Here is a 26,149-nt window from a genome sequence, read left to right as displayed (position 1 = left end):
CCCCCGGAACCCCCAACCATGCCGAGCAAGCAATCCGTCAATCGCCAGCGCACTCTCGGTGGCGGACTCGGCGTGCTGGTCCTCGCCTTTGCGCTGTCCTATCACTTTTTTCCGCAGTGGTTCCATATCAATCCGGAAGAAGAGGCAGCGCGGCACAGTCAGCAGGCGGCACGGATGGTGTTGCCATCCGCGCCGTCGGCCGCGACACCGGCCAATGCCGCGCAGCGCGAGCTCAATGCCGGCCCGCCGCTGACGCTGGCCCCGACCGAGGTGATCGCCGCGCGCCTGCGCAAACAGGATGCCGCGCTGCCCAAGCAGTTGAGTGCCGATACGCCGGCCGTGCGGGCCTTGCTGGCGCGGGCGGACAAGGCCTTCAAGGCGGGTGACCTGGCCGGTACCGACGACAGCGCCGGTGCGCTGTACGCACAGGCGCTGAAGCAGAAGCCGGACAGCCGTGCGGCCGCACAGGGGCTGGATCACGTGCGCTCCAGCCTGATTGCCGGGATTGGCCAGGATATTGCCGTGGGCGATGCCGACTCGGCGTCGACCCTGCTCGATGGCCTGAAAGCGTTGCCGGGCACGGCCGGCGATGTCACGGTGCTGGCCGCCAACCTGAAAACGCTGAAGACCGTGCGGCCGATGCTGGCCAGGGCCGCCGGACTGCTGGCCCAGGGCAAGGCGGATCAGCCCAGGGGCGCCAGCGCGCTGGATCTGTATCGACAGGTGCAGCAGCTTGATCCGGACAATGCAGTGGCGGCCCAGGGCGTGTTGCAGGTGCAGCGCGCCGTGCTCGATCGGGCCTTGGCGGCGGTGGCGCAGAACGATTTCGATGGTGCGGACAAGGCGCTGGCCGAGGCCCAGGTCATCGAGCCGGGCACGCCGCAATTGCAGAGCGTGCGCAAACGGGTCGACGGCATGCGCAAGCAGCGGGCCGATGGCGTGCTGGCGCAGGCACGTTCCGCACTCGACGCGGGCAATCTCTCGCTGGCGAAACAACTGGCGGCGCAGGCGGAAGCCATCGGTTCGGATCCGGCAGCGGTGAAAGCCTTCGAAGAACACCTGACCAATGCGCGGCTGTACGCCAGCCACAAGCCCGGGCAGGTGTTCTCCGATCGCTTCGTGGATATGCCGGGTCATTCACCGGCAATGGTCGTCATTCCCACCGGCAGCTTCACGATGGGGGCGCCGAACAACGAGAACGGCCGCAGCGATGCGGAGACGCCGCAACATCAGGTCACCATCAAGCAGGGCTTCGCGATGGCGCGCAGCGCGATCACGGTGGGGCAGTTCCGCCAATTCGTGAAGGCGAGCGGTTACCAGCCGGACTCGGTGCGACTGGGTGGTGCCAGCGTCTACGACGCGCGCAGCGGAGCCATGCGCGATGACACCAGCGCCACCTGGCAAGACGACTATGCCGGTCACCCGGCCGACGACGACCTGCCAGTGGTGAACGTTTCCTGGCGCGATGCCACGGCCTATGCCGCCTGGCTCAGCCAGCGCACCGGCAAGACCTATCGCCTGCCCAGCGAGGCCGAGTTCGAATATGCCCTGCGCGGAGGCACCACCACGCGTTACTGGTGGGGCGATGGCACGCCGGTGGAAAAGGTCGAGAACATCACCGGCGGCCTCGATCATTCGTCCAATGGCCGCCGCTGGAGCCACGCTTTCCGCGGTTACCGCGATGGCTACTGGGGGCCGGCACCGGTCATGAAATTCATGCCCAACCCGTTTGGCTTGTACGACATGGGCGGTAACGTGTCCGAGTGGGTCGCCGACTGCTGGCATGACAATTACATTCGCGCGCCATCCAATGGCAGTGCCTGGATCAACCCGGGCTGCAGCGTGCACGTGATCCGCGGCGGTTCATGGGGCAGCTCGCCCGAGCAGGTGCGCTCGGCTTTCCGCCAGGGCGCGGACGGCGATATCCGCAGCGGGCGCGTGGGTTTCCGGGTAGTGCGCGAGTTGTAAGGGGGCATATTGCGCGCATGAAAAACCCCGCGCGAGGCGGGGCTTTTCGGTTCCTGGTACCGGTGATAGGACTCGAACCTACACGACATCGCTGCCAGCGGATTTTGAGTCCGCCGCGTCTACCATTCCGCCACACCGGCATGGAAGGCGGTGCATTATGCCGTCTTCAGTGGACCGGGTCGAGCCCCAATTGGTTTTCCTTGCGCAGGTAGCCGTGCTCGCCGTGTTCGCCGGGCAGCGGCTGGAAGGTTGCGCAATGGGTCATGTTGCCCGAATAGATGTGCAGGCTGACCGCGATGCTGTCGTCGCTGGGGTTGCGGATGGTGTGGTACTCGTGCGGCGGGATCAGGCTGCCGGCGGAGCCGGGGCCGGCCTGGATCGAGCCGACCGGCTGGAAGCGGCAACGGCCGTCTTCGTCTTCGAGCCGCTCGTATTGCACCACGTCCAGGGTGCCTCGCCACACGCCTTCGACGCACCACATGCCGCAATGGTCATGGATCGGTGTGCCCTGGCCGGGGCCCCAGGTCATCGCGACCACGCAATAGCCGTGTTCTTCGCTGATATACAGCTCGCGCCGCGCGTAACGGCCTTCGGCAGTCTCGAGCACGCAGTCGGGCAGCTTCACCTCCTGATTGCGGATCAACTTGCACAGGCTGTTGCGCAGGCTGTCGGTAATGGCCGGGGTTGAACCCTTGACCACCGCCGCGTCGATGGCGTCGATCAGCGTGTGGCAACCGGGAAATTCCGTGGTCAACATGGCGTTCTCGTGGTGAAGCGGGATGCAGCTATCTTATCGCAGCGCGACGGGCGACTACAGGCGCGCCAGGAAACCGCCGATGGCACGACTGTAGCTTTCGATGTCGACCAGGAAGGCATCGTGGCCCTGCGGCGAATCCAGCGCCACGAACTCCACCGCGGCGCCCGCGGCCTGCAGGCCTTCGGCGATCTGTTCCTGCTGTTCCAGCGGAAACAGGATGTCGGTGCTGACGCCGATCACCAGCGCCTGTTCGATACGGATGCGCTTGAGGCCTTCCAGCACGCTGCCGTGGCCGTATTCGGCGATGTCGAACCAGTCGCTGGCGCGTGACAGATAGAGGTAGCTGTTCGGGTCGAAAGTGCGCACGAAACGGCGTGCATGGCCTTCGAGGTAGGACTCGACCTGGAATTCCAGGCCGAACGGATCGTCGTCGCGCTGTTCAGGGTCGAGCCGGATGCGGGCGAAGCGACCGTTCCACTCCATCGCCGAGCGGTAGGTGATCACGCCGAGCTTGCGCGCGATGCTCATGCCGATGTCGGGGTAGCGCGGGCTTTGGGACGCATCGCCCTGGTCAGCAATGTCGCCCGCAGCACTCATCCCTCCATGGATGTCGGCTGCTCCTGCGCTTCCTGCGCCCGCAGCACTTATCCCTCCATGGATGTCGTAATTGCCGTCGTTCCATTGGGGGTCGAGGCGGATCGCTTCGCGCTGCAGCGAGCGGATCGCGATGGCGAAGGGCTGTGCCTGCGGTGCCGTATCCACGCTGATGTGCGCACGCACGCTGCCTGGGTGCAGCAGCATGTAGGCCAGCGCGCTCATCCCGCCCATCGAACAGCCGATCAGGCAGGCCAGGCGGTCGATGCCGAGGCTGGCGACCACGGCGTGCGCGGCGTGCGCGACGTCTTCCAGCGCCAGCTCGGGAAAGTCCAGCCGGTACGGCTTGCCGCTGGCCGGATCGATCGAGGCGGGGCAGGTGGAACCCTTGTCGCTGCCCAGCGAGTTCACGCAGATCACGAACCAGCGATCGGTGTCGATGGCCTTGCCCGCACCCTGCATGCCTTCCCACCAGCCAGGCGACGGGTCCTCGGGACAGGAGGCGACGTGCGCACTCGGCGACAGGCCGGTGAGGATCAGTACGGCGTTGTCGCGCGCTTCGTTCAGCGAGCCCCAGGTTTCGTAGGCGACGCGCGCGCCGTGCAATGCGCGGCCGCGTTTCATCGGGAACGGCGAAGGAAGGTTGAAGTAACGGCGCGCGTCGTTGCTCATGCGGGAGTCTTCATGCGGAATGGATCACCCGTGGATTTTGTCGATGACGATGCTGACGGGTTTCTTGCTGTCCACCGGCACCACGCCGGCATTGCCTTCAAGGTCGCCGGATGCGGCGATGGCCTGGCCGCTGCGACTGATGCGGGCACCGACGAAAACGCGCTTGGCCGATGAGAGTTTCATCTGCGGCATCATGCCCATGGCATCGGTGAGCACCACGGTGGTCGGTAGCGAGCCCGCCTTCATCCGGGCCACGGCCAGCGGCATCGGTGGTCCTTTTTCGGCGCGTGCGTAGACAAACAGGGTGTCGCCCGCGGCGAGCCGGCTTTTCAGTGCCGGGGCCAGCGATACGTTCACCGTGATGGCGGGGCCCTGGGGCGCGGCAGCTGGTGCGGATCCGGCTTGCGCCGGCTTGCTGCCACCCGCCTGCTTGTCGGCCAGGGCGATCTGTTCGGCCACGGCCTGGGCCACCTTCGAACCGGGCTCAAGTTGCGGTTGCAACAGGCGCCAGGTGGAGGCGGCATCGGCGAATTCGCCGGCCTGGAACTGGCTGATGCCGAGCAGCCAAAGGCCGCGCTGGTTGTCCGGTTCCAGCTTGACCGCGCGCTCCAGCAGGTCGCGGGCGTGGCCCTGGATGCGGTGGTCGGTGCGCAGCATGGCGTCGGTTTCGGCCCAGCCGACCATGGCCGAGGTGTCGTTGGGCGAAATCTTCAACACCCGCGCGTAGGCCTCGCGCGCCTCGTCCGGCTGCTGCATGGCGGTGGCGGTTTGCGCCAGCAATATCCAGCCTTGGGCATCCTCGGGATGTGCCGCCAGATGCGCCCGCAGTTTGCCGATGGCCTGGTCGATGTTCATCGTGGCCTGGTCTTGCGAGGCCACGCCGTCGAGTGCGGCCGGCGTGCCGATGTACAGGTACAGGCCGGCGGCGGTCAGCGGCAGTGCGAAAGCGATCGACAGCGCCAGCGCGAACACGCGACGGGAGTGACCTTGTCGACGACCGTGCCGCAGCAGCGGCAGCAACAGCAGGGCCAGCGCCACGATGATCATCACCGCGGCAGCCAAGTAGAAAGCGAGCTTCACCAGTCGTCCCCAATATTGTCCGGCCCAGTATGGTCAGGCCCGATATCCGCGCGCCCGTCGTCGGCCGCGCCGGCGGATTCCATTGCGGCGCGTGCATTGGCACGGCTGCGTTTGCGTACGTTGACCGCCACCACCGCGGCACCGGCAAGCAGGATCAGCAACGGCCCGAACCACAACAGCCATGTGCTGGGTTGCACCGGCGGGTCGTACAGCACGAAGTCGGAGTAGCGGTCGACCAGGTATTGCTTGATCTGCACGTCGGTCTTGCCTTGTTGCATCAGGCGAAACACTTCGTGGCGCATGTCGCGCGCCAGGCTGGCGTTGGAGTCGGCCAGGGTTTCGTTCTGGCAGACCATGCAACGCAACTGCGCGGTTAGGTGCTGGAAGCGCAGCTCCTGCGCGTGATCCTTGAACGGCAGCGGATCGATCGCCTGTGCCGTGGCACTGGCGGCGAACGCCAGCACCAGCACGATCAACAGCGCGCGCAGGAGTGCACCCTGTGCGCGATGGGTCTTGCGTGAACGTGCGGCAAAAGGGGTTCGTGCACAGGGTGCGCTCCTGCGCAGGGTGACGCGCCATGGAAACAGGTTCATGGCGCCTCCTTTTTCAGCGCCGCGATGGCCGGTTCCAGTTGCTGCTTGATGACTTCCGGCGTGAGCGGTCCGATCCGCTTGTAACGGATGATGCCCCTGGCGTCGATCAGGTAGGTTTCCGGTGCACCGTAGACGCCGAAGTTCAGCGCAGTGCGGCCGCTGCGATCGGCGATCACCATGCTGTAGGGATTGCCGTGCCGGGCCAGCCACGCCTTGGCATCGTCGGGCGCATCCTTGTAGTTGTAGCCGATCAGCGGCACGCCGAGCTGGTTGGCCTCGGCCATCAGCACGGGATGCTCCTCACCGCAGACGTAGCACCAGCTGGCGAACACGTTGACGAGATAGGGCTTGCCCAGCAGCGAGGCCTTGCTGACCGTCTTGGCCGGGTCGTCCAGTTCCGGCAGCACGAAATCCGGCGCGGGCTTGTTGATCAGCGGCGACGGCACCGTGCGCGGATCGTGGCCGGTATTCCACCAGATGCCGAAGCCGAGCAGGGCGGCCAGCAGCACGAAGCCGAGGAAAGGGACCAGACGACTCATGCCTGTGCCTCGCCGGCCAGGCGGGTATTCGGCGACGGCGCGGTTGTCACCGCAGTTTCCGTGGCGCTGCGCTTGACCCGGAAGCGGCGATCGCAGGCCGCCACGAAACCGCCCAGCATCATCAGCAGGCCGCCGCCCCAGATCCAGCGCACGAACGGCTTGTAGTACACGCGCAGCGCCCAGGCGCCGTGCAGGTTGCCTGCGTCCATCGGCTCGCCCAGCGCCACGTACAGGTCGCGGGTGATGCCGGCGTCCACCGCCGACTCGGTCTGCACCTGGTCATGCGGGTAGGTGCGCTTTTGCGGGTGCATCACGCTGAGCAGCTTGCCGTCGTGGGTGACCGTCACCGAGGCCTGCTCGGCATGCCAGTTCGGACCGGTGGTCTGCTTGATGCCGTCGAAGCGGAACTGATAGCTGCCGATGGTCTGCACGTCGCCCGGCGCCATGCGCACGTCACGCGACACGCTGAGCGATTCGGACAGCAGCACGCCAATCAGGAACACGGCCACGCCGAAGTGGGCGAACAGCATGCCGGCCATTTCGGCGGGATAGCGCCGGCCGCGCGGCATCTCGCGCCAGCGCTTGATGACGTACAGCAGCACACCGGCGCCGACCCAGACGGCGGCAGCCACGCCGACGATGGCCTTCAGGCTGCCGTCGACGAAGAAGGCCGCGACGATGGCGCACGCCACGGCCGCGATGGCGCAGCGGGTCAGCATGCCTTTCAGCAGGCCGCCATCGCCCTTGCCCCAGCGCAGATAGGGGCCCATCGGCAACAGCAGCACCACGGGCGTCATCAGCAGCGGGAACAGCAGGCCGAAGTAGGGTGGTCCGACCGAGATCTTGCCCAGGTGCAGCGCATCGCCGATCAGCGGGAACAACGTACCCAGCAACACCATGGCGGCGGCCACGGCGAACATCAGGTTGCCGATCAGCAAGGCGGTTTCGCGCGAGAACACGGCGAACGGTTTGCCGCCCATCACCTTGGGCGCGCGCAAGGCATACAACAGCAGCGAACCGCCGACCACGATGGCCAGGAAGACCAGGATGTAAACGCCGCGGCGTGGGTCGGAGGCGAACGCGTGCACCGAGGTCAGCACGCCCGAGCGCACCAGGAAGGTGCCCAGCAGCGATAGCGAAAAGGCGAAGATCGAAAGCAGGATGGTCCACGCGCGCAACGAGCCGCGCTTTTCGGTGATCGCCTGCGCATGGATCAGCGCCGCGCCCACCAGCCACGGCATGAAGCTGGCGTTTTCCACCGGGTCCCAGAACCACCAGCCGCCCCAGCCCAGTTCGGCGTAGGCCCACCAACTGCCGGCGACGATGCCGCAGGTGAGGAAGCCCCATGCCGCGTTGGTCCACGGGCGCGCTTGGCGCACCCAGGCCTGCTCCATCGAACCGCCCAGCAGCGCCGCAATGGAGAACGCGAAGGCCACCGAAAACCCCACGTAACCCATGTACAGCATCGGCGGGTGGAAGGTCATGCCCGGATCCTGCAGCACCGGGTTGAGGTCGGCGCCATTCATCGGCATCGGCAGCAGGCGGCCGAAGGGATCAGAAGTGAAAATGGTGAACGACAGGAAGCCGACCGAGATCAGCCCGAGTACGCCGAGCACGCGCGCGGCGAAAGCTTCGGGCAGGTTGCGGCTGAAGATCGCCAGCGCGATGGTCCACACGTTGAGGATCAGGATCCACAGCAGCAGCGAGCCCTCGTGCGCGCCCCATACCGCGGCGATGCGGTAGTACCACGGCAGCTCCAGGTTGGAGTTGTCCGCCACGTAACGCACCGAGAAATCGAAGTGCAGGAAGGCCCACACCAGGATCAGGAAGGCCAGCGCCACGAACACCGCCTGTCCGGCGGCAGCGGGGCGCGCGGTGGCCATCAGCGCGCGGTTGCCGCGCCATGCACCAACCAGCGGCAGCACGGCCTGCGCCATTGCCAGCAGCATGGCCAGGATGAGGGCGAGTTGGCCGAGTTCGGGTGTCATGGTGTTTTCTCCGGCATGGCGGATTCGTCGATGTGCTTGCCCGCATGGGCTTGCGCCATCGCGTCCTTCAGCTCCTTCGGCATGTAGGTCTCGTCATGCTTGGCGAGTACCTGGGTGGCCACGAAGTGGTTGCCGTCCATGTGGCCGGTAGTGATGACCGATTGATTTGCGCGAAACAGGTCGGGGAGGATGCCGGTGTACACCACGGGCATTGCGCCGGAGGCATCGACCACGGTGAACTGCACTTTCAGCGAGTCGTCGCTGCGCTTGATCGAGCCGGCCTTGACCATGCCGCCGAGGCGGAACGTGCTGTAGGCGTGGGCCTTGCCTGCTTCCACCTGGCTGGGGGTGAACAGGTAATTCATGTTCCGCTGCAACGCGAAGACCGTCAGCCCCACCGCCACGGCGGCAGCAGCGATGACCAGCAGGACAATGATGAGTCGGCGTTTGCGCGTGGGGTTCATGTCGATGTCGCAGAAAAGATTGCGCTAGGGCGCGGGTGGAAAAGGTGCGGCGCCATCCTTGCCGCGTTCGCGGGCACTTTGACGGGCCATGCGGCCGCGAAGTTCACGCAGGATGCGGCGCCGGCGGAAGGCGGGCGCCAGCCAGTCGGCAAGCAGCACCAGCAGGAACACCGCATAGGCCGGCCATACGTAGGCCGCGTAGCCGCCCATCGCGAGAAAGCTTTCGAACGAACCGCTCATCGGGATTTCTCCGCGGCAGCGATCTTGCGCACCCAGTCCTTGCCGCCTTCCAGCGCCAGCAGGTCGGTGCGCACGCGGCCGCACAGGCTGGCCACGTAATAGGCCTTGGTCGCCACCATCATGGTCAGCAGCGGCCACAACATGTCCGTCGCGATGTGCGACTTGCCGAACAGGTTCACCGTGCTGCCCTGGTGCAGCGTGTTCCACCATTGCACCGAGAAGTGCACGATCGGCACGTTGATGATGCCGATGATGGCCAGGAACGCGGCGGCGCGCGCGCCTTGGCGGCGGTCTTCGAACGAGTGGTACAGCCCGATCACGCCCAGGTACAGGAACAGCAGCACCAGTTCCGAGGTGAGTCGCGCGTCCCAGGTCCACCAGGTGCCCCACATGCGCTCACCCCACAACGAGCCGGTGACCAGGGTGATGAAGGTGAAGGCCGCGCCGATCGGCGCCGATTCCATCGCCACCACTTCGGCCAGCTTGATCCGCCAGACCAGCGCGATGAAGGCGGACACACCCATCACCGCGTAGATGAACAGGCTCATCCACGCGCTTGGCACATGGATGAAGATGATCCGGTAGTCATTGCCTTGCTGGTAATCCGGCGGCGCCAGCACCAGTCCGCCGTACAGCGCGATCACGCCGAGGATCAGCGCCAGCGCGATGGCCCACGGCCGCACCTTGCCGGCGAAGGCGTAGAACGTCGGCGGCGAGCTCAGCTTGTGCAACCAGAGGGGAATCCACTTACTCATGGCGTTACGAATCCAGCGCAATACGCAGGGCGGCGGCGCAGGCCAGCGGAGCCAGCACCAGTGCCAGCGCAAAGGCCGCGCCGAGCCAGGCGATGGGGGCGATCCACGGCAACCCCTGTTGGGCCGCCGCCAATGCGCCGGCGGCAAAGATCACCACCGGTACGCACAAGGGCAACAGCATCAAGGCAAGCAGCATACCAGAGCGCCGCGAGCCGGCCGTCAGCGCCACCAGGATGGCGCCGAGCAGGCTGATCAGCGGCGTGGCTAGCAGCAAGGCCAGCAGCAGCACGGGCATTACGGCCACGGGCAGGTGCAGCAAACTGGCCAGCAGCGGCGCGATCACGATCAGCGGCAGCGCGGTGGTCAGCCAGTGGGCGAGGATCTTCATGCCCAGCATCGGTGCCAGCGGCTGCGGCGAGAGCATCAGTTGTTCCAGCGAGCCGTCCTCGATGTCGCTGCGGAACATCGCATCCAGCGCCAGCAGCATGGCCAGCACGACGGTCACCAGCACCACGCCGCCGGCAATCCGTTGCAGCAAGGCCAGGTCCGGCCCCAGTGCGAACGGAAACAGCGTGCTGACGATCAGTGCATACAGCACCGGCAGGGCGATGTCGCCACGCTGGCGCCAGGCCAGGGTGAGGTCGCGTCGCAGCAGCGCGGCGCAGGCGGGCGCAAGCGGTGCGTGGTTCATGCGTGCATCCGGATACGCTGCGGTTCGCCGCCGTGGAAGCCCACCGCACCATGGCTGGTCACCAGCGCCGCGCCGCCGCGGGCAATGTGTTCGGTGAGCAGGCGGTTGACCAGCTCGATGCCGGTGCGGTCGAGGTTGGCGTAGGGCTCGTCCAGCAGCCACAGCGTCGCCGGAATCAACAACAGTCGCGCCAGTGCCGCACGTTTTTTCTGGCCGGCGGAGAGACGGCGCACGGGTTCGTCGCCGTAGCCTGCCAGTCCAACCTGGGCGAGCACGGCATCGATGTCGGTGTGCTGGCGATGGCCGTGCAGGCCGATGGCCACGCGCAGGTTCTCGCGCGGCGTCAATTCCGATTTCAGGCCAAGCTGGTGGCCGAGGAACACGATGTCGCCCACGCAGCGGTCGCGATGAAGCGGCTCGCCACGCCACAGCAACTCGCCTTCCTCGGCGTGCAGCAAACCGGTGAGGATGCGCATCAGCGTGGTCTTGCCGCTGCCGTTGTCGCCCTCGATCAGGGTGAGTTCGCCGGCGTCGAGACGGAAATCCAGCGGACCGAATACCGGCTCGTCCTGGCGATGGAAGCACAGGGCGCGGGCTTCGAGCAGTGGCGTGGCTGGAATGGCGGCGGTCATTACCGCCATTGTCCGCAATGCCTGATGACCTTGTCCATGCGGCGCGCTGCCGCTGGGTTCAACGCAGTTGTCGCAGTCGGGCCGGCTGGGCGCCTTCGCCGTGGACATAGGCATTTTGTTCGTATCGATGGGCCAGGATATCCATGTCGCCCAAGCCCGGGCCGATCACGAAAAAGCTGGGTTCGTGCCAGCCGTCGGTGCCGACCCCGCAGCCCGGACGCACGACGACTGTGGCCGCGAGCGCATGCAGGGCTTCGAGCAAGGTGCGTTGCGAACGGCGATTGATCGATCGGACGACGGGTTGCGAACCGGGGTTCCAGGCCGTGATGAATGCCCAGTGTTGCCGGCCGACGTGCGGAGCCAGCGCGTCGGGCAGCGCTTCATCGATGCGAATCGTGGCCCAGCCGCCACCGGTCAGCCGGACCCGATAGGTGCTGGCGCGATACGCCGCCAGCAGCGCGTCATCCATGCGCCAGCGGCGGCAGTGCGGACTTGAACAGCGCTTCGGCGGCGGCGAGGTCGACGGTCTTCGCGTCGCAGCTCTCGCCGAGCAGCCGGCGCAACAAGGCATCTTGTGCGCGGCCGCGTTCCAGTGCGTAGGCGTAGGGCAGGTGGGTGAACGTGACAAGTCGATAGCGCGCCATGTAGTGGCTGGGGATGCGTTCGGCCAGTGCGGCACCCAGTTCGCGTTTGGCGAGGTAGTGCGGGTCGGCCACCGAGTCGCGCATCTCCACGTAGTTTTCCAGCGCCATCTGTGCGATCGCATCGGCGTCGGGTTGGCGGATGCGCTGGAACTCGGCGAAGGCATCGGCGGTGTCGCGGCCGGATTCGGCCAGCAGGTCGGCCAGCGCCACGGTGTCCTCGAAACCGCAGTTCATGCCCTGGCCGTGGAATGGAACGATGGCGTGGGCGGCGTCGCCGATCAGCAGCGCGCGACCGTCCAGGTGCCAGCGGTCGAGATAGAGCGTGGAAAGTGTGCCGACCGGGTGGCTGTCGTAGTCCTCGGCGAAGCGCGGGATCAATGGCAGCAGGTCGGGGAAATCCTCGCGGAAAAAGGCGGCGGCATGTGCCGAGTCGGGCAGGCTGGCAAAGCTGGGGTGCGCGCCCTGCGCAGGCAGGAACAGCGTGACGGTGAAGCTGCCTTCGGTATTCGGCAGCGCGATGCACATGTAGCCGCCGCGCGGCCAGATATGCAGTGCGTTCGGTTCCAGGGTGAAGCGCGCACGGCCGTCGCCTTGCGCAGGCGGAATTTCCAGTTCCTTGTAGCCGTGGCCGAGAGCCTCCACGCGCAGGCCCAGCGGCGCGTGCGCGTCCATCGCCGCGCGCAGGGCCGAGCCGGCGCCGTCGGCTCCGATCAGCACGCCGGCCTCGACTTCGCGGTGGATACCGTGGTCATCGATTACCCGGATACGTCGTGCGTCGAAGTCCGCACTTGCCAGCGACTGGCCGAAGTGCAACTGCACGCCAGCGGCCTCGGCGGCGTCCAGCAGCAACACGTTCAACCCGCCGCGTGCGACCGACCAGATCACCTCGCTGTCGTCCACGCCGTAGCGTTGCAGTCCGGAGGCGCCCTCGCGCGGATGCACCATGCGGCCACGCATCATCACCGCGTGTTCAAGCACCTCGTCGGCCAGGTCGGCCTGGCGCAACGCATGCAGCCCGCGTTCGGCCAGGGCAAGGTTGATCGAGCGCCCACCGGCGAAGCCAGCCCGGCGCGGGTCCGTGCGTTTCTCGAACAGGTCGACCCGGTAGCCACGGCGTGCGAGCAGGGTGCCGAGCAGTGCGCCGACCAGGCCGCCGCCGATGAGGGTGATGGAGGGCTTCGTCATGCCGCGTTCCGTGGAGGGGATCGCGCCACTGTTCCGCAAGTCGTACGCGACCGCAATCCCCACGCCCTCGGCGGGCTCGTCTTTCCGAGGCAGGAGCGCGCCCTGTGTGCGAATGCTCTCGCGCCTGATCGAAGCCAAGAGCATTCGCGCACAGGGTGCGCTCCTACAGGAGGTTCTTGTGTTCAGAAACTCATGAAGTAGCCACCGTTCACCGGCAGGTTGGCACCCGTGATGTAACCGGCTTCGTCGGCGGCGAGGAAGACTACTGCTCGCGCGATGTCGGCGGGTGAGCCGAGGCGCCCGACCGGGATGCCGGCAATGATTTGTGCGCGGATGTCTTCCGCTACCGCCGCGACCATCGGCGTGTCGCAGTAGCCGGGCGAGACGGTGTTGACGGTGATGCCCTTGCGGGCGGTTTCCCGCGCCAGTGCCATGCCGAAGCCGTGCACGCCGGCCTTGGCGGCGGAGTAGTTGGTTTGCCCGAACTGTCCGGTCTGGCCGTTCACCGAACTGATGTTGACGATGCGCCCGAAGCTGCGCGCGCTCATGCCTTCGACCACGTGGCGGCACATGTTGAACACGCCGTCCAGGTTCACGCGCAACAGTTCGTGCCATTGCTGCGGCGTCATCTTGCGCAGACTGGCGTCGCGGGTGATGCCGGCGGCGTTGACCAGAATGTCGATGCCGCCGTGCTTGGCCTCGATGCGCTCGATGGTGGCGTGGCTGGCATCGAAGTCGGCCACGTCGCCCGGTTCGAAAGTGACGCTGTCGCCGAGATCGGCTAGTTCGCGCCGGAAGGTTTCGATACGTTCCGTGCGCGTGGCCAGGTCCAGCGCCACCACGCGGCGGCCGGCCCGAGCCAGGTGACGGCAAATTTCAGTGCCAAGCCCGCCAAGGCCGCCTGTGACGACGGCCAGACGGGCTTCGGATGCGGAAGAACTCATGATCTCGACTCGCGCTCATGGCGCACAGCAGCACGTATCGTGCTGCAGCGCGGGGATGGCGGGAAAGGCCCGTCAGCCGGATTTCTTGCCGCCGCGTCCGGCAGGCCCGGTAGTGGCGGACTGCACCTGCGTGGCGGCATCGATCAGGCCGCGCTGCATCGACTTCCACGCATCCATGTTGCGCTCGGTCAGGTCGTTGAGCATCGACCACGGGGTCTGGCCCATCAGGCTGTTGAGCTGGGTCCGGAATTGCTGCTGCTGGTCGAGGAAGACCTGCAGGCTGCGCTCCAGATACGGCCCCATGAAGCCCTGCAGCGAGTCGCCGTAGAAACGGATGATATGCCGCAGCAATTGTGGCGACAGCATCGGCTGCCCCTTCTCCTCGTGTTCGGAGATGATCTGCAGCAGCACGGCGCGGGTCAGGTCGTCGCCGCTCTTGGCGTCGCGCACTTCGAAATTTTCGCCGTCCAGGACCAATTGACGGACTTCTTCCAGCGTGATGTAGCTGGAGATCTCCGTGTCGTACAGCCGGCGATTCGGGTACTTTTTGATGATGCGGGTTGCTTGTGCCATGGCGGCAACCTAGCAGAACTTATTGCGCCGCACCAGTCGCCAGCGGCCAATCCATGCTGCACTGCATGGTGCAGCATGGGCGGCGTCAGTGACCCATGGCGCCACCGCTGCCGAACGGTGGGCGAGCAAACCACAACACCGGAATCAGCAGCAGGAACAGCACGGCGCAGGCCAGGAAGACGTCGTTTACCGCCAGCGTGAGCGATTCGCGCGTGACCAGGTTGTCGATCAGGCCGAGGCTTTGCGTGTGCGACAAACCGCTGTGCGACAGCCGCTCGATGAAGTGCGTGGCTGCCGGCTGGCCGGGGCTGACATATTCGGTGAGCGTGGCATGGTGCATTTCGCTGCGGTGCTGCCACAGCGTCACCGTGATCGCGGTGGACATGCTCGAACCGATCGTGCGGCAGAAGTTGGACAGGCCCGAGGCGCTGGCGATTTCGGTGGCGGGCAGGCCGGCCAGGTAGATCTGGTTCAGCGGAATGAAGAAGCAGGGAATCGCCAGGCCCATCACGAAGCGCGGCAGCGCCAGCGTGCCGAACGAGGCGGAGCTGTCGAAGCGCGAAAACCAGTACGAGGTGATCGCGAAGATCACGAACGCGAAGGTCACCACCCAGCGCAGTTCCAGCTTGTGCATGTTCTTGCCGAGGATCGGCGACATCAGGAACGCCAGCACGCCCACCGGTGCGGTGGCCAGGCCGGCCCAGGTGGCGGTGTAGCCAAGGTCCACCTGCAACCACAGCGGGAACACCACGTTGATGCCGAAGAACGCGAACATGCCCAGCGACAACGCCACCACGCCGACCGTGAAGTTGCGCTGCTTGAACAGCGACAGGTCCACCACCGGGTGCTTGGCGTGGATCTCCCACACCACCAGGAAGGTCAGGCTGACCAGCGCGATAATGCCCAGGGTCAGGATCAGCGGCGAGGCGAACCAGTCGTGGTCGTTGCCGTTGTCCAGCATGAATTGCAGGCAGCCCACGCCGGCCACCAGCAGCACCAGGCCGATCATGTCGATCGGTGCCTTGACGGTCTTCGTCTCGCGCTTGTGCAGCAAAGTCCAGGTGATGATGGCCGCCAGCAATCCCACCGGCAGGTTGATGAAGAAGATCCACGGCCACGAGAAGTTGTCGGTGAGCCAGCCACCCAGGATCGGGCCGAAGATCGGTGCCACCACCACGGTCATCGCCCACAAGGCCAGCGCGATGCCCTGTTTTTCCTTCGAGTAGCTGGACAGCAGCAGGGTCAGCGACAGTGCCACCATCGGGCCGGAACCGGCGCCCTGCAGCAGGCGGCACATCACCAGCATCGGCATGCTGGTGGCCATGCCGCACAGCATGGAAAACACCACGAACAACAACACCGAGACGGTGAACGTTCGTACTTCACCGAAGCGCCGTGCCAGCCAGCCGGTCAGCGGTTGCATGATCGCGCTGGCCAGCGCGTAGGAGCTGATCGTCCAGGTGCCTTCGTTGGGGCTTACGCCCAGGCTACCGGAAATGTGTGGCACGGCCACGTTGACGATGGTCATGTCCAGCACTTCCATGAACGTGCTGAACGCGACGGCGATGGTGAGCAGCACCAGCGGCATGCCCTGCAACGGCTTGGGCGCGGCGGCGGTCTCGGCGGGGAGGTCGGCCATGGGGATGTCGGGGAATCCGGGCGGTCAGTGCGACGCGGAACCGAGGTTGGCGCGAATGATCTTGTCGGCTTCCGCGTCGGCCTGGCTGGCGATCTGGTCGTAGACGCTGGTCGAGGCGGCCGGCAGCGCTTCGCCCGGGGCCAGCACGGGACCGTTGTCGTTCTTGATGTCGACGACGGCATCGGCGGAAAGGCCCACGCGCAACGGATGCTTGTCCAGCTCCTTGTCGTCCAGCGAGATGCGTACCGGTACGCGCTGCACCACCTTGATCCAGTTGCCGGTGGCGTTCTGCGCGGGCAGCAGCGAGAACACGCTGCCGGTGCCGGCCCCCATGCCGACCACCTTGCCGTGATAGGTCACGTCATCGCCGTACAGGTCGGTGGTGATCTTCACCGGCTGGCCGATACGGATGTGGCGCAGCTGGTTTTCCTTGAAGTTGGCGTCCACCCACAAATGGTGCAGCGGTACCACGGTCATCAATTGCTGGCCCGGCGCCACGCTGCTGCCGAGTTGCACGCTGCGCTGTGCCACGTAGCCGGAGACCGGCGCCACGATGGTGTTGCGCTCGGAGGCGACCCAGGCGGCGCGGAAATTGGCGCGGGCCTGTTCCACCGCCGGGTTCTGGGCGATATCGGTGCCGGCAATCGCCGCGTGCGCCGCCTTGGCCTGGGCTTCGGCAGTGGCCAGTGCGGCCTGCGCCTGCGCCACGCCATCGCGCAGGTGCTGCACGATCTCGGGCGATTCGGCATGGGCGGCCAGCAACGGCAGATGGCGCTTGAGATCGGATTGCGCCTGTGCCAGTTGCACCTTGCGCGCGGCGACGCCGGCGTCGGCGCCCCCGGCCGAATCGGTCTGCTGGCGCACCTGGCGCACGGCCATGGCCAGCGCACTGCGTGCCTGGCGCAGGCGCACGTCGGCATCGGTGCTGTCCAGTTTCACCAGCACCTGGCCGGCTTTCACATGTTCGGTGTCGTCGGCAAGAATCGCCACGACGGTGCCGGGAACCTGTGACGAAATGGTCACCTGGTTGCCGCCGACGTAAGCATTGTCCGTGGTCTCGCGGGTGGAGAACACGAACAGCCACAGCAGGAACCAGGCCAGCCCGATGAGGATGAAGATGCCGGCGACGATCAGCAGGACACGCCGGCGCTTGGCCGGGTCCTTGGCGGCCATGCCGCTGTCGTTGCTTTCGGGCGACGCGGTGGTTTCGTTCGCGCTCATGGGGTGTGGGCTCCGGAGGGGGATGTCGTCGGTGCGGACGTGGAATCGGCTGGCGCCGGCATGTGATAGCCGCCGCCGAGCGCCTTGATCAGGGCCAGATCGGTGGTCAGTGCCTGCGCGTGAAGATTGATCGCGGTGTCTTTCTGCTGCAGCCATTGCGCGGTGGCGGCGAGGCTGGCGCGGGCATCGCGCACGCCCTGGCGCACGCGGGCCTGTGCGCTGTCGACGAGCTGCTGTTCGGCCTGTACCTGGCGTGCCTGCTGCTTGCGACGGGCGGCGATCTGCTCGGCGCCCAGTGCCTGGGTGGCGACGTCACGCGCCGCATCGGTCACCACGGCGTTGTATTGGGCCACGGCGGCATCGAGTTGGGCGCGGCTGACGCCGTAGGCCGCCTTCAGCCGGCCGCCTTCGAAGATCGGCAGGTGGATGGCAGGAGCCAGGCTGAACACGCGGCTGCTCGGGCTGAAGACATTCATCAGGTTGCCACTGCTGCCACCGCCAAACATCGCCGGGGCGCCCTGGTTGGTGCTGGACAGGCCGGCCATTGCGCTGATGCTGATGTCGGGGAAGAACTGCGCGCGAGCCTGGTCGGTCTGTCGCAGTGCGGCTTCCACCTGCCAGCGACTGGCAGCGATGTCCGGGCGGCGGGCAATCAGGTCGAGGCGGGCATTGGCCGGCAGTGCGCCATTGATGGCGGGCAGGGCGCGCGGCTGCAAGTCGGGCAGGTCGGCTGGCGCCACGCCGAGCAGCGCGGCGAGCGCCACCTTGCGGATTTGCGCCGAGCTGTCGATGGCGACTTGCATCTGCTGCGCGGCGGCCAGGTTGGATGCCGACTGCTGGACGGTATCCGGCTCGTCCACGCCTTGCTTCACGCGCAGGCGGGCAATCTGCAGAAGTTGTTGCTGGGTGGCGACGGCCTTGCGCGCAAGCTCAAGTCGCGCCTGGTCGGCCAGCCAGCCGAAGTAGGTATCGGCGACGGCGTTCTCGATGGTCAGCGCGGCGGCGCTGTGCTGGGCCTCGGCAGCGTGTGCCTGGTCCAGCGCGGCATCGATGGCGGCGCGCTTCTTGCCCCACCAGTCGAAGTCGTACTGCAACTGCACGCCAAGGTCGGCCTGGTTGTACCAGGTGAAACCGAGGAACTGCGGCGGAATCATGCCGTGTTCGCTCAGCCGCTGGCGCGTGACCTGGGCGCTGCCGTTGATGCTGAGGCCGGCTTGCGCCGCGGCCAGGCGCACCGATTGTTCAGCCGTCTGCACGCGGGAATGCGCTTCGGTCAGGCTGGGTGACTGTTTCAGCGCCAGCGCCATCAGCGTGTCGAGCTGCGGGTCGTGGTAGGCACGCCACCAGTCGGCCGCCGGCCAGCCGGCGCGGGTAGGCACCTGCAGGCCGGCCAGCGGCACGTCGTCGCGCAATGCGGGGTGCTTTATTTTCGCTGGCGCGAGGGCGCAACCGGCAACGGCAATCGCCAGCGCGGCCGACAAGACGAGTCGCGCGGGCCGGGATGGGGAATGATTCATGGCGCGGGGTCCGCGTGCAGTTGATCGAGGTTGTGGGCGAGCTTGCGCAGCAGGTGACTGAAGTTGCGCTTGTCGGTGGTGCTGAAGCCATCGAACATCGTGTCGAGGCGGGGGAACAGCGGCGGCAGCACTTTCTGCACGAAGCGCCGGCCCGCCGCGGTGATGCGGATGGCCACGCGCCGGCGGTCCTCGGCACTGGCGCCACGGACGATCAGGCCGCGCTTGGAGAGCGCGTTGCCGATGCGGGTCATGTTGGTGGCCCCCTGGCTGGCGAATTCGCAAAGCTCGCCGGGTGTCGAGCTGCCATCCGGGCGGCTGTACAGGATCATCAGGGTGAGGAATTCGCTGTGGTTGAGCTTGTGCGGCTTGAGCTGGAACTCGAGATCCTCTTCCAGGCCAGTGCCGACCATGAGCAGCAGGCGACAAAGCTTGGCCTCGTCGCGAGGCAGTTGGGGGATGACCTGGTTCACCCGGTCGATTCCCTCGTCCATCATTTCGATGCAGTTGCCCAGTCCAATCATTTCAGCGCGACCACTTCACTGGATTATATTTCACTGATGAAGTGAAAAATTTAGCAGTCGATGCAGAGGGGTGCAAGTGCCGTGACGACACGGTGCGGCGCGAACCGGACAATCCGGATTACGTGTCTGCGCGTGCGTCCAGTCCGAACAGGCGGCGGGTATTGGCGAGGGTGGCCGCTGCGATCGCGTCTTCCGCTTCGTCGCGAAGTCGTGCAATGCAGCGCAGGGTTTCGGTGATGAAGGCAGGCTCGTTGCGCTGACCACGGTGTCCGGCGCCGGGTTGATCCGGTGCATCACTTTCCAGCAACAGGTGTTCGATCGGCATGTTCGCCACGATGCGCTGCAGGCGCTGCGCGCGCGCATGGGTTACCGGTCCGCCGATGCCCAGATGCATGCCGAGTTGCCATAGCTGGCGTGCCTGCTGCTCGCTGCCGGAAAAGCTGTGCACCACGCCGCGACGGATATCGAAGCGCCTCAGCGTGTGGATGACTTCGTCCAGCGCGCGGCGGGCGTGCACGATGACCGGCAGGTCGTGTTCGCGCGCCAGCCCGAGCTGACGATGGAAATACTGTCGCTGGGTCTCGGCATCGAGGCCTTCGGCATGGAAGTCCAGCCCGATTTCGCCCACGGCTACCGGGCGTTCACGGACCAGCCATTGCTTGAGTGTGTCGAGGTGGCAGGGTTGGTGGCGAGCCAGGAACATCGGGTGCAGGCCATACGCAACGTACACACCCGGTTCGGCATGATGCAGCGCGAGGAGCCTGGTCCAGCTGGCTGCATCGACCCCGGGGATGATCAAGGTGTTCAGGCCGGCGCGGCGGGCGCGTGCGAGTACGTCGCCACGATCGTCGTCAAAGCGCGGGTCATCGAGGTGTACGTGGCTGTCGGCAAGGATGGGCATGGAGTTTTCGTGAAGTGGATTCTTCCTTGTGCCATGGCTTGTGGCTAATCTGCGCGGGGCATGGGGGAGTTGTGAAGGATGTGTGACGAATTTGATCAAGTTCGGATTCAGTCTGCACGGGTTATCAATGTAATCAGGTGGAGCATGGCGTGACGGAAGACGTCAGACGTGACCATCAATTCAACATGGGAGATTCGCGATGAACAGGTTGGTAGTCAATGCGCTTTACATGGGGATCGCGGCCACGTTCGCGGTGAGCCTGGCGGCCTGCAACCGCGATGCCAGCGCCGATGCAGGTGCGGCGGGCACGCCGGCGGCCCAACAGGCTGCCGCGAACAGTGGTCCGCAGTACGCCAAGGTGGTCAGCGTGACGCCGGTACGCAAGACCGTGAACAATCCGCATCAGGTCTGCAAGGATGTGGTGGTCAACCACACGGCGCCACCGAAGGATCAGCATCGCATTGCCGGTACCGCGATCGGCGCCGTGGCCGGTGGCCTGCTTGGCCACATGGTGGGCGGTGGCAAGGGCAAGACGCTGGCGACAGTGGCCGGTGCCGTGGGTGGTGGCTACGCGGGCAACCGCATTGAAGCAGCCCATCAGCATGGCACGGTGACGTCGACCACCGAGCGCGAGTGCAATACCGTCAGCAGCTCGTCCACCAAGATCGTCGGCTACGACGTCACGTACCAGTACAACGGTGTAACGCGTTCGACGCGGATGGATCACGATCCGGGTGATCGCGTGGAAGTGCAGCAGGGTGTAGTGGCCGTATCCGACGCACGCTGATTTCTTTCCAAAAGGAGACGAGCATGAGTATCCGTATCGGCAAGCCGATTCTTGTTGTCGCGCTGACTGCCGGCCTGGGGTTGGCCGGCTGTGCAACACAGCAACCCTATGGCGTTCGCAATGGCGGTTACGTCCAGCAAGGGCAGGGTTATGGCGGACGGGGTGCTCGTTGCCAGCAGTGTGGCGTGGTGCAGGACGTGCAGCAGGTCTACGTGCAGAAAAGCAGCAACGGCACCCTGGGTGCCGTGATCGGTGCAGTCGCCGGCGGCTTGCTGGGCAATACGGTCGGCAAGGGTGACGGTCGCAAGGCTGCGACCGTTGCCGGTGCCGTGGCGGGCGGTGTCGTGGGCGACCAGGTCGGCAAGCGCACGGGCGGTTCCGAGACGGCGTGGCAGGTTTCGGTGCGGCTGGACAATGGCCAGTATGTCACCGTGACCCAGCGCAATGATCCCGGTGTTCGTCGCGGCGACTATGTCGAGGTCAGCGGAAACCAGGTTTACGCACGCTGATCCTTGTTTTCATTTAGCCGTTTATACGTCCAAAAAAAGGCCCTCGAACGAGGGCCTTTTTTGTGGGCGATTGTCGCGTCAGTTGACGGCGTAGAACGTGTGCGCACCAATGGTGGTGCCGGTGCGATTGCGTTCCCACGTCGGTGATACCGCGGCAGTGGCGAAGTGGTCGGCATGGGGTACCACGAAGCGGCGCTCGTTGCGCGGCAGGTTCCAGTTGTTGATCGAGTCGCCGGCGATCTTCCATGCCTTCTGGAACGCGGCGAGATTGGTGATCTCGAATGATTTCGGCGTGGTGGCGGTGGCGAACTGGTGCGGCGCCGTGACGACATCGCACACCGTGTTGCCCCACCGGCCCTGGTCGCGGCGACGCATGGCCACCTCTGCAACCGCGAGCTGGCCGATGGTGGGCTGGCTGCGCGCTTCAAGGTAAACCGTCGTCGCCAGACAGGTCTGGTTGGCGAGGTGTTGGGGTAGCACGGACGCCAGCCACAACATCATTGCAAGTTTCATTCTGCCTCCAACGTGCTGTACGCGCGGGACGAATGGATGTCTCGCGCGCCGTTGCGATGGAGAGCGGGCAGGCCCTTCCACCTGGATTGATCACGCCGAACCGAAACTTGTGGTCGGGTGCTTTGCCACGGGATTGTGGCGTTCGACCGGCTGATCCGATGTCGGTCGAGGTGTGTGTTGTCTTGGCGCTGCAAGAGCCGTTTCGGCCCTGGTGCCTGCAACTGCTTTCGCCATTCGGCGTTCATTCCATCCGGCGTTGTTGCTGCCGGGTCGCGCTGAGATCCGGACCCCTCCGGTTCGTCGCGTACATCAGCGCCCAGTATTGGCGGCGCTTCCAAATGATCGGCGGAGACTAGTGGCGCTTTTCGTCGTGTGCAAGTGCCTTGAGGGAAATGTTCACATTCATTTCACGTTTGAATGAACGACAAGATCGTCTTGCAATGCGTCTGTATCAGTCGCTCCAGCCGGTTTCAAGGCGAAGGCTTGGACCTTCGTCGGAGGCGACCTCGGAGCCGTGTGGAAAGCGTTCCGCCAGTTCATCGGAGAGGACGGCGAGTGCTTCGGCGCCGTGTTCGTGCGGCAGCACCTGCAGCAACTGCACGGCGTCATCGTGTTCGACGTGCAGAACCGTGCCGTGAGATACGGCTTGCGACAACTTGACGCGGTGCAAGTGGCGCTTGTGGCGGCCGCGGTAATGCAGTCGTGCGACGATTTCCTGTCCGGGATAGCAGCCCTTGTCCAGTGCGACGGCGGGCAATCGGTACATCGACAGTGCGGGGGGCAGCAGCGTGTTGGTCGCGGCCTCCGGCAGCCACGCCCAACCGTCGAGCAATTGCAATCGGCGCCAGCTGTCGTCGCCGGAGAGGTGGTTGCCACACAGCAATGAATGATTGCCACAGCCCAGTTCGATGAGATCGCCATCGCAATTCACGTCGAAGATCGGTCGTGCCGGGCCGCACGCGAGCATCGATGAAGATGAGTGCGTCAGCCGGACCTTGGCGCGGAATACGAACTGCTGCAGCGATGAAGCCAGTTCATCGGGATGGTCGCCGCGCAGCAACAGCAGCAGGCGCTCGTCATCCAGCCGGAGCAGGTGGAACAGCGCGCGTACGCGCCCCTGCGCATCGAGCCATGCACTGAATTGCCACCGTCCGTTCGGCAGTGCGGCAATATTGTTGCTGAACTGCGATTGCGCGAAGGCGATGGCGTCCGGGCCTTCGATCAGCAGGGTATGGGCGGGAAGCGGAGTCGTCATCTGCAATGTCATGTAGGGGCTTGGGGCGGGTTGCACAAGGTGGATGCGTGCATGTCAATGGTTGTGCCGCACTGCCGCAAGTATTACGCTTTCTCGGCTAAAGAAAACCATGTCCAAGACGCCCTCTCAAACCGAAACCAAGCCCGAGTCCGCCGTGCCGGAACGCTCTGTCGTTCCTGCCTCCGACACGTCCGGCGAAGCAAAGGTCGAGCGGCCGGCGCCCGACCCGACGCGTTATGGCGATTGGGAAAAGAACGGGCGTTGCATCGACTTCTGATTCGCGCATGATCGGCGCGTGCGTCGATCGGCGAGGGAACGAGGCGAGGCGGCAAGGACATCCAGCGATTCCACCCCAGGATAGCCGCCATGGCAGACACGCGACGACCGCTCTCTCCGCATCTTCAGATCTACAAGTGGCAAGTGCAGATGGTGAGTTCCATCCTGCATCGCGCCACCGGCATTGCGCTGGCCGTAGGCACCTTGCTGGTGCTGTGGGGCCTGCTCGCGCTGGCCGCTGGAGAAAGTCATTTCGATCAGTTCAAGGCCTGCATCGGCAGTCCCGTCGGCATCATCCTGCTGATCGGCTGGAGCTGGTCCCTGTTCTACCACTTGTGCAACGGCATCCGCCATCTGGTGCAGGACACCGGCGCGGGTTACGCGATTCCGCAGTTCGTGCGCTCGAGCTGGCTGTCGCTGATCGCCAGCATCGTGCTGGTGGTGATTGTCTGGGCCTGGGTGCTGAGCACGGGAGGTGCCGCATGAGCGCGAACGCAAACGATCTGCGCAATCCCCTCAAGCGCGCCCGCGCGCTGGGTTCGGCACAATCCGGTGCGGGTCACTGGTGGACCCAGCGCGTCACTGCCGCGGCACTGGTCGTGCTCGGCCTGTGGTTCGTGATCACCGTGCTGTGCCTGCTGCACGCCGATTTCGCCACGGCCCGGGCCACCGTTGCCAAGCCGTGGAACGCGCTGCTGCTGATCCTGTTCGTGGTCACCGCGTTCTGGCATGCCGTGCTCGGCCTGCAAGTGGTGATCGAAGACTACGTGCATACCCGCTGGAAGGAAGTCGTCCTGCTGGTAGCGATCAAGTTCCTCGCGGTGCTCTGTGCACTCGCGGGTGTGCTGGCCGTACTGCGCATCGCACTGGGAGCCTGAGCTCGATGGAAGCCTACAAGATTCAGCAACACAAGTATGACGTGATCGTGGTCGGCGCCGGTGGCGCGGGCTTGCGTGCCACGTTCGGTCTGGCCGAGAAGGGCCTGAAGGCCGCCTGCATCACCAAGGTGTTCCCGACCCGCTCGCACACCGTGGCAGCGCAGGGTGGCATCGCCGCCGCGCTCGGCAACATGGGCGAGGACGACTGGCGCTTCCACTACTACGACACCATCAAGGGTGGCGACTGGCTGGGCGACCAGGATGCGATCGAATACATGTGCCGCGAGGCCATTCCCTCGATCCTCGAACTGGAGCATTACGGCGTACCGTTCTCGCGCACCGAGGACGGCAAGATCTACCAGCGCCCGTTCGGCGGCATGACCACGCATTACGGCAAGGGCACCGCGCAGCGCACCTGCGCCGCGGCCGACCGCACCGGTCATGCGATCCTGCACACGCTGTACCAGCAGGCGCTGGCGCATGATGCCACGTTCTTCGTCGAGTACTTCGCGATCGACCTGATCTTCGACGAGGAAGGCGTTTGCCGCGGCGTGCTCGCGCTGGACCTCAATGAAGGTACCTTGCACCTGTTCCGCGGCCAGTCCGTGGTGCTGGCCACCGGCGGCTACGGTCGCGCCTATTTCAGTGCGACTTCGGCCCATACCTGCACCGGCGACGGCGGCGGCATGGTGCTGCGCGCGGGCCTGGCGCTGCAGGATCTCGAGTTCGTGCAGTTCCATCCCACCGGTATCTATGGCGCAGGCTGCCTGATTACCGAGGGTGTGCGCGGCGAGGGCGGTTACCTCACCAACTCCAAGGGCGAGCGCTTCATGGAGCGCTACGCGCCGAGCGCCAAGGACCTGGCCTCGCGTGACGTGGTCAGCCGCGCCATCACCATCGAGATCCGCGAGGGTCGCGGTGTCGGCGAGCACAAGGACCACGCCTTCCTGAACCTGATGCACCTGGGCGCCGAAGTGATCCATGAACGCCTGCCGGGCATTGCCGAATCGGCACGCATCTTCGCGGGCGTGGACGTGACCAAGGAGCCGATTCCGATCCTGCCCACGGTCCACTACAACATGGGTGGCATCCCGACCAACTATCACGGCGAAGTGGTGCAGAAGCGCGGCGACGACGTCGATGCGGTGGTGCCGGGCCTGTTCGCCATTGGCGAAGCGGCCTGCGTGTCGGTGCATGGTGGCAACCGCCTCGGCTCCAACTCGCTGCTCGACCTGGTGGTGTTCGGTCGTGCGGTGTCGCATCGTTGTGCCGAGCTGGTCAAGCCGGGCGCAGCGCACAAGGATCTGCCGGCCAGCGCGCTGGACAAGGCACTGGCTCGTTTCGACGCCATGCGCCATGCCGATGGCGATACGCCGACGGCGAAGATTCGCCTCGACATGCAACGCACCATGCAGACCGATGCCGCGGTGTTCCGTACGGGCGAGACCCTGAAGGAAGGTTGCGACAAGATCGATGCCGTCCACGCATCCTTCAAGCATGTGCGCGTCACTGACCGTTCGATGGTCTGGAATTCCGACCTGATCGAAACGCTGGAACTGGCCAACCTGCTCGACCAGGCAGTGGGCACCATGCATTCGGCCGAACAACGCCCGGAAAGCCGCGGCGCCCATGCGCGAGAGGATTTCCCGGACCGCAACGATGCCGAGTGGATGAAGCACACCCTGGTGAAGGTGGACGAAAACGGCAAGACCAGTTTCGACTACCGCCCCGTGCACATGCACACGCTGACCGACGAGGTCGACGTGGTGCCCCCGAAAAAGCGCGTTTACTGATTACCGACTGGAGAGGCAAT

The 26,149-nt window shown here is 65.5% G+C and carries 29 protein-coding genes and 1 tRNA gene; 7 read left to right on the top strand and 23 right to left on the bottom strand.

Annotated features, from left to right (window positions below):
• Positions 1–18: 18 nt before the first annotated feature.
• A complete protein-coding gene (locus tag AB7849_RS11335) occupies positions 19–1,968 on the top strand; it encodes a formylglycine-generating enzyme family protein (protein WP_008207967.1) in 1,950 nt (649 codons plus the stop codon).
• Positions 1,969–2,022: 54 nt separating this feature from the next.
• Here AB7849_RS11335 and AB7849_RS11330 read toward each other — a convergent pair.
• The 21 genes from AB7849_RS11330 to AB7849_RS11230 form a co-directional block, all read right to left on the bottom strand.
• Positions 2,023–2,108, bottom strand: a tRNA-Leu gene (locus AB7849_RS11330).
• Positions 2,109–2,134: 26 nt separating this feature from the next.
• Positions 2,135–2,725 carry a cysteine dioxygenase family protein gene (locus AB7849_RS11325; protein WP_008207969.1) on the bottom strand — a complete coding sequence of 197 codons (591 nt, stop codon included), beginning with the start codon at positions 2,723–2,725 and terminating at the stop codon, positions 2,135–2,137.
• Positions 2,726–2,779: 54 nt separating this feature from the next.
• Entirely contained in the window at positions 2,780–3,991 is a 1,212-nt protein-coding gene (locus AB7849_RS11320) for a homoserine O-acetyltransferase family protein (protein ID WP_369501079.1), read from the bottom strand.
• A 24-nt stretch (positions 3,992–4,015) separates the two neighbouring features.
• A complete protein-coding gene (locus tag AB7849_RS11315) occupies positions 4,016–5,071 on the bottom strand; it encodes a tetratricopeptide repeat protein (protein WP_008207971.1) in 1,056 nt (351 codons plus the stop codon).
• Positions 5,068–5,550, bottom strand: coding sequence for a cytochrome c-type biogenesis protein (locus AB7849_RS11310; protein WP_092701058.1), 483 nt, complete (start codon positions 5,548–5,550; stop codon positions 5,068–5,070). The genes AB7849_RS11315 and AB7849_RS11310 overlap by 4 nt, the downstream gene beginning before the upstream one ends.
• A gap of 110 nt (positions 5,551–5,660) precedes the next feature.
• Positions 5,661–6,203, bottom strand: a complete 543-nt coding sequence (locus AB7849_RS11305) for a DsbE family thiol:disulfide interchange protein (protein WP_008207974.1) — start codon at positions 6,201–6,203, stop codon at positions 5,661–5,663.
• Positions 6,200–8,191 carry a heme lyase CcmF/NrfE family subunit gene (locus tag AB7849_RS11300; protein WP_369501078.1) on the bottom strand — a complete coding sequence of 664 codons (1,992 nt, stop codon included), beginning with the start codon at positions 8,189–8,191 and terminating at the stop codon, positions 6,200–6,202. The genes AB7849_RS11305 and AB7849_RS11300 overlap by 4 nt, the downstream gene beginning before the upstream one ends.
• The gene (gene ccmE, locus AB7849_RS11295; RefSeq protein WP_008207978.1) at positions 8,188–8,655 is read right to left on the bottom strand and encodes a cytochrome c maturation protein CcmE; all 468 of its coding nucleotides are present in this window, start codon (positions 8,653–8,655) and stop codon (positions 8,188–8,190) included. The genes AB7849_RS11300 and ccmE overlap by 4 nt, the downstream gene beginning before the upstream one ends.
• Before the next feature lie 24 nt (positions 8,656–8,679).
• On the bottom strand, positions 8,680–8,895 hold the full coding sequence (gene ccmD / locus AB7849_RS11290; RefSeq protein WP_008207980.1) for a heme exporter protein CcmD: 216 nt from the start codon (positions 8,893–8,895) through the stop codon (positions 8,680–8,682).
• Positions 8,892–9,650, bottom strand: coding sequence for a heme ABC transporter permease (locus tag AB7849_RS11285; RefSeq protein ID WP_008207981.1), 759 nt, complete (start codon positions 9,648–9,650; stop codon positions 8,892–8,894). The genes ccmD and AB7849_RS11285 overlap by 4 nt, the downstream gene beginning before the upstream one ends.
• 4 nt (positions 9,651–9,654) lie before the next feature.
• Positions 9,655–10,341: a heme exporter protein CcmB gene (gene ccmB / locus AB7849_RS11280; RefSeq protein ID WP_008207983.1), complete on the bottom strand. Its 687-nt coding sequence runs from the start codon at positions 10,339–10,341 to the stop codon at positions 9,655–9,657.
• A complete protein-coding gene (gene ccmA / locus AB7849_RS11275) occupies positions 10,338–10,973 on the bottom strand; it encodes a cytochrome c biogenesis heme-transporting ATPase CcmA (protein WP_008207984.1) in 636 nt (211 codons plus the stop codon). Before ccmA ends, ccmB begins: the two co-directional genes overlap by 4 nt.
• Before the next feature lie 58 nt (positions 10,974–11,031).
• Positions 11,032–11,442 carry a DUF3293 domain-containing protein gene (locus AB7849_RS11270; RefSeq protein WP_008207986.1) on the bottom strand — a complete coding sequence of 137 codons (411 nt, stop codon included), beginning with the start codon at positions 11,440–11,442 and terminating at the stop codon, positions 11,032–11,034.
• Entirely contained in the window at positions 11,435–12,802 is a 1,368-nt protein-coding gene (locus AB7849_RS11265) for an FAD-dependent oxidoreductase (protein WP_369501077.1), read from the bottom strand. Before AB7849_RS11265 ends, AB7849_RS11270 begins: the two co-directional genes overlap by 8 nt.
• A 182-nt stretch (positions 12,803–12,984) precedes the next feature.
• Positions 12,985–13,746, bottom strand: coding sequence for an acetoacetyl-CoA reductase (phbB, locus tag AB7849_RS11260; RefSeq protein ID WP_008213896.1), 762 nt, complete (start codon positions 13,744–13,746; stop codon positions 12,985–12,987).
• Between the two features lie 72 nt (positions 13,747–13,818).
• Positions 13,819–14,319, bottom strand: coding sequence for a polyhydroxyalkanoate synthesis repressor PhaR (phaR, locus tag AB7849_RS11255; protein WP_008213897.1), 501 nt, complete (start codon positions 14,317–14,319; stop codon positions 13,819–13,821).
• Between the two features lie 85 nt (positions 14,320–14,404).
• Positions 14,405–15,958, bottom strand: coding sequence for a DHA2 family efflux MFS transporter permease subunit (locus AB7849_RS11250; protein WP_008213899.1), 1,554 nt, complete (start codon positions 15,956–15,958; stop codon positions 14,405–14,407).
• 24 nt (positions 15,959–15,982) lie between these two features.
• Positions 15,983–17,179: an HlyD family secretion protein gene (locus tag AB7849_RS11245; protein ID WP_369501076.1), complete on the bottom strand. Its 1,197-nt coding sequence runs from the start codon at positions 17,177–17,179 to the stop codon at positions 15,983–15,985.
• On the bottom strand, positions 17,176–18,696 hold the full coding sequence (locus AB7849_RS11240; RefSeq protein WP_037101195.1) for an efflux transporter outer membrane subunit: 1,521 nt from the start codon (positions 18,694–18,696) through the stop codon (positions 17,176–17,178). The genes AB7849_RS11245 and AB7849_RS11240 overlap by 4 nt, the downstream gene beginning before the upstream one ends.
• On the bottom strand, positions 18,693–19,217 hold the full coding sequence (locus tag AB7849_RS11235; RefSeq protein ID WP_008213904.1) for a MarR family winged helix-turn-helix transcriptional regulator: 525 nt from the start codon (positions 19,215–19,217) through the stop codon (positions 18,693–18,695). Before AB7849_RS11235 ends, AB7849_RS11240 begins: the two co-directional genes overlap by 4 nt.
• Before the next feature lie 118 nt (positions 19,218–19,335).
• Entirely contained in the window at positions 19,336–20,118 is a 783-nt protein-coding gene (locus AB7849_RS11230; RefSeq protein WP_008213906.1) for a TatD family hydrolase, read from the bottom strand.
• A gap of 199 nt (positions 20,119–20,317) precedes the next feature.
• Between AB7849_RS11230 and AB7849_RS11225 the strand changes: the two genes are divergently transcribed.
• Entirely contained in the window at positions 20,318–20,905 is a 588-nt protein-coding gene (locus tag AB7849_RS11225; protein WP_008213908.1) for a glycine zipper 2TM domain-containing protein, read from the top strand.
• A gap of 23 nt (positions 20,906–20,928) precedes the next feature.
• Positions 20,929–21,414 carry a glycine zipper 2TM domain-containing protein gene (locus AB7849_RS11220; protein WP_008213909.1) on the top strand — a complete coding sequence of 162 codons (486 nt, stop codon included), beginning with the start codon at positions 20,929–20,931 and terminating at the stop codon, positions 21,412–21,414.
• Between the two features lie 78 nt (positions 21,415–21,492).
• On the opposite strand, the gene AB7849_RS11215 is transcribed toward AB7849_RS11220, so the two are convergent.
• Positions 21,493–21,927, bottom strand: coding sequence for a cell wall hydrolase (locus AB7849_RS11215; RefSeq protein WP_037101197.1), 435 nt, complete (start codon positions 21,925–21,927; stop codon positions 21,493–21,495).
• A 451-nt stretch (positions 21,928–22,378) separates the two neighbouring features.
• The gene (ygfZ, locus tag AB7849_RS11210; protein ID WP_369501075.1) at positions 22,379–23,182 is read right to left on the bottom strand and encodes a CAF17-like 4Fe-4S cluster assembly/insertion protein YgfZ; all 804 of its coding nucleotides are present in this window, start codon (positions 23,180–23,182) and stop codon (positions 22,379–22,381) included.
• Positions 23,183–23,291: 109 nt separating this feature from the next.
• Here ygfZ and AB7849_RS11205 point away from each other — a divergent pair, with 109 nt between their 5' ends.
• From AB7849_RS11205 to sdhA, 4 genes are all read left to right on the top strand, one after another.
• Positions 23,292–23,459: a DUF1674 domain-containing protein gene (locus AB7849_RS11205; RefSeq protein WP_081491810.1), complete on the top strand. Its 168-nt coding sequence runs from the start codon at positions 23,292–23,294 to the stop codon at positions 23,457–23,459.
• An 89-nt stretch (positions 23,460–23,548) separates the two neighbouring features.
• Positions 23,549–23,944: a succinate dehydrogenase, cytochrome b556 subunit gene (gene sdhC / locus AB7849_RS11200; RefSeq protein ID WP_008213915.1), complete on the top strand. Its 396-nt coding sequence runs from the start codon at positions 23,549–23,551 to the stop codon at positions 23,942–23,944.
• A complete protein-coding gene (gene sdhD, locus AB7849_RS11195; protein ID WP_008213917.1) occupies positions 23,941–24,336 on the top strand; it encodes a succinate dehydrogenase, hydrophobic membrane anchor protein in 396 nt (131 codons plus the stop codon). The genes sdhC and sdhD overlap by 4 nt, the downstream gene beginning before the upstream one ends.
• A gap of 5 nt (positions 24,337–24,341) precedes the next feature.
• Positions 24,342–26,129, top strand: coding sequence for a succinate dehydrogenase flavoprotein subunit (gene sdhA / locus AB7849_RS11190; RefSeq protein WP_008213919.1), 1,788 nt, complete (start codon positions 24,342–24,344; stop codon positions 26,127–26,129).
• Positions 26,130–26,149: the final 20 nt, after the last annotated feature.

Origin of the sequence: Rhodanobacter sp. FW021-MT20, assembly GCF_041107475.1 — a bacterium.
Lineage (GTDB): Bacteria > Pseudomonadota > Gammaproteobacteria > Xanthomonadales > Rhodanobacteraceae > Rhodanobacter_A > Rhodanobacter_A glycinis.
This window is presented reverse-complemented; position numbering and strand designations above follow the sequence as displayed.